This is a genomic window from Streptomyces sp. WELS2, assembly GCF_013870595.1.
Taxonomy (GTDB): Bacteria; Actinomycetota; Actinomycetes; order Streptomycetales; family Streptomycetaceae; genus Streptomyces.
Window position 1 is genome coordinate 1 of record NZ_JACBWZ010000744.1, and the last position, 3063, is coordinate 3063.

Here is a 3063-nt window from a genome sequence, read left to right on the forward strand (position 1 = left end):
GGATACCTGTCGCTGAAGTGGCGTCCTGCTGGAGTCGGGCGAGAGCGAGCGCGGCGAGCGGATGCTCAGGGAGGTCGTCGCCGGCCAGGACGGCGCGCAGAACGAGGCGACGACGATGGCCCGGCTGCACCTGGCCTCCTGGCTCGGCCTGACCGGCCGCACCGCCGAGGCCCGCGAGCAGCTGCGGGTGCTGCGCGCGGAGCTCCCCGTCGCGCGGTTCGTCATCTTCGACTCCCTGCTGACGTGCCAGGAGGCCCTGCTGGACGCCGTGGACCGGCGGACCGGACCGGCCCTCGAACTGGCCCGCAAGGCGCTGCGGCTGAGTGCCGAACCGCTGTCCCAGGCCCTCACCCCGCATCTGTACTCCGTCTGCCTCACCACCGCCGCGATGGCCCTCGCCGACGCCGACGGCGGCGAGCGGGCCGCCGACGCCGCCCGCTGCCTCGGCGCCGCCCAGGCGCTGCTGCCGGCCGGACACGTGGTCGCCGGTGTGGAGCGGCGGATCCTGGAGCTGACCGAGGCCCGGATCCGGGCCCGGCTGGACGAGCGGTCGTACCGGGCCGCGTACGCCGAGGGCGGTGGCCTCTCCCTCGCGGAGGCCACCGCCCTGGTGTGACGGGTGCGCCGCGTCAGCTCTTCGTACGGAACTTGTGGATCGCGACCGGGGCCATCACCACGGTCAGCCCGACCGACCAGATGACCGTCACCCACAGGGCGTGCGCCACCGGGCCGCCCTCCATCAGCCCGCGCGCGCAGTCGGCCAGCGCGGAGAGCGGGTTGTAGTCGGTGAACGCCTGGAGCCAGCCCGGCATCGACTGGGTCGGCGCGAAGATCGAGGAGCCGAACTGGAGCGGCATCAGCACCAGGAAGCCCATCGCCTGCACCGACTGCGCGTTCTTCATCACCACGCCGAGGGTCAGGAACACCCACATCAGCGCCGACCCGAACAGCGCGGACAGCGCCACGGAGGCCAGCAGACCGCTCCAGCTGTCCACGTCGTAGCCCACGAGCAGGGCGACCACCAGCAGCACCGCCGTCGCGAACAGCATCCGCATCAGCTCCACCGCGATCTTCGCGAAGAGCACCGAGCCGCGCCCGATGGGCAGCGAGCGGAAGCGGTCCATGACACCGGAGTTGAAGTCCTGGTTGAAGCCGGTGCCCACGCCCTGGGCCATGTTCATGCCCATCATGGCCAGCAGTCCGGGCACCACGTACTGCACGTACTGTTCCTGGCCGCCGCCCAGCGACTTGCCGATGGAGCCGCCGAAGACGTACACGAACAGCAGGGTGAAGACGACCGGGAACAGGATGGCGTCGAACATCGACTCCGGGTCCTGGCGGATCCACAGCAGATTGCGGCGGATCAGCGCGCCGGTGTGCCGCAGATGGGCCCGCAGCGGGATCGGCGTATCGGCCTTCGCGGCGGCCGGGGAGAGGGTGGCGGTGCTCATGCGGCGACCTCCTGGCGGGCGGGCGCGGCGTCCTGCGGGGCACTGGCACGGTGGCCGGTGAGGGACAGGAACACCTCGTCCAGGCTGGGCAGTTCGGTGGTGATGGAGGACAGCGTGATGCCACGCGCGGTGACCGCGCCGACCACGGCGGTCAGCTGCTCGTCGCTGAGGATCGGCACCAGCAGGGCCCCGGTCTCGCTGTCCACGGTGGTGGACGCCAGTCCGGTGATGCCCAGCTCGTCCAGCATGCCGGCGAGCGGGCGCAGCTGGAGCGGGTCGACCGGCCGCACCCGCAGGGTGCGCCCGCCGACGCGGGCCTTCAGCTCCTCGATGCCGCCCTTGGCGATGACCCGGCCGCGGTCCACGACGGTCAGTTCGGAGGCGAGCTGTTCGGCCTCCTCCATGTACTGGGTGGTGAGCAGCACGGTGACGCCGTCGCCGACCATCGCCTTGACCTCGTCCCACACCTCGTTGCGGGTGCGCGGGTCGAGGCCGGTGGTCGGCTCGTCCAGGTACAGCACGGCCGGCCGCCCGATCATCGACGCGGCCAGGTCCAGCCGGCGCCGCATGCCGCCGGAGTAGGTCCCGGCCGGGCGCCGGGCGGCCTCGGTCAGCGAGAACCGCTCCAGCAGCTCGTCGGCGCGGGCCCGGGCCTCCTTGCGGGACAGGTCCAGCAGCCGGCCGATCAGGTACAGGTTCTCCCAGCCCGGGAGCTTCTCGTCCACCGACGCGTACTGGCCGGTGAGTCCGATGACCCGGCGCAGCTGCCGGGGCTGGCGTACGACGTCGTAGCCGGCCACGGTGGCCTGCCCGGAGTCCGGGGTGATCAGGGTGGACAGGATGCGTACGAGGGTGGTCTTGCCGGCGCCGTTCGGCCCGAGCACACCCATCACGGTGCCCTCGCGCACGTCCAGGTCGACGCCGTCCAGCGCCTTGGTCTCGCCGTAGTGCTTGACCAGCCCCCGTACGGTCACGGCGGAGCGTCCGCCGGCGGGGTTGTCGTCGATGCGTGTCATGGGGAAGACAGTGCCAGGGCCCGCCGACAAACCGCCGACAGAGCACCGACACCGGATGCCGGGGCCGTGTCGGCGGCCTGCCGGCCGGGTGTTACGACACCTTCCGGATGTCGGCGCCGACGAGCTGCCCGCCGGACACCGTGTAGGTGCCCCGGAACACCTGCACGCTGCCGTCGGTCTGGGTCGCCCGGATCTCCGCGGCGACCTCCCCGCCGCCGTTGTCGGAGGCGGTGACGTCGATGTGCGCGGTGGTGGAGAAGCCCGCCACCCAGTCCGAGTAGGAGCCGCCGAAGAGCCGGCCGCCGCCCATGGACCAGGCGGCCTGGAAGTTCCCGGCGTTGAGGTAGTCGTAGTACGTGGTGACGACCGTGCTCGCGTCCTGCGCCTCCGTCGAGGGCTCGGGAGTCGGCGTGTCGTCGTATCCGCCGCTGTCGTCGTAGTCGGGTGTGGCCGCCGGAGTGGTGTACCCGCCGTCGGTGAAGGACGGCGTCGGGCTCCAGCCGTCGTAGGTCCCGCCGGGCGACACGGTGACGGTGGTGGACCAGCCGCCGGCCGACGGGGTGTCGGGGCGGTTCGCGACGGCCACCCCGAGCGTC

Annotated in this window: 4 protein-coding genes; 1 reads left to right on the forward strand and 3 read right to left on the reverse strand. The window is 72.2% G+C overall.

Features of this window, described 5'->3' with window-relative positions; genetic code table 11:
• Window positions 1–61: 61 nt before the first annotated feature.
• Window positions 62–616: a hypothetical protein gene (locus H5J33_RS29120; RefSeq protein WP_181797798.1), complete on the forward strand. Its 555-nt coding sequence runs from the start codon at window positions 62–64 to the stop codon at window positions 614–616.
• Between the two features lie 13 nt (window positions 617–629).
• On the opposite strand, the gene H5J33_RS29125 is transcribed toward H5J33_RS29120, so the two are convergent.
• The 3 genes from H5J33_RS29125 to H5J33_RS29135 all read right to left on the reverse strand — a co-directional run.
• The gene (locus H5J33_RS29125; RefSeq protein WP_181797799.1) at window positions 630–1451 is read right to left on the reverse strand and encodes an ABC transporter permease; all 822 of its coding nucleotides are present in this window, start codon (window positions 1449–1451) and stop codon (window positions 630–632) included.
• The gene (locus H5J33_RS29130; protein ID WP_181797800.1) at window positions 1448–2467 is read right to left on the reverse strand and encodes an ATP-binding cassette domain-containing protein; all 1020 of its coding nucleotides are present in this window, start codon (window positions 2465–2467) and stop codon (window positions 1448–1450) included. Before H5J33_RS29130 ends, H5J33_RS29125 begins: the two co-directional genes overlap by 4 nt.
• Window positions 2468–2558: 91 nt before the next feature.
• Window positions 2559–3063: hypothetical protein (locus tag H5J33_RS29135; protein WP_220212845.1), on the reverse strand; the 505-nt coding region annotated here is incomplete at its 5' end.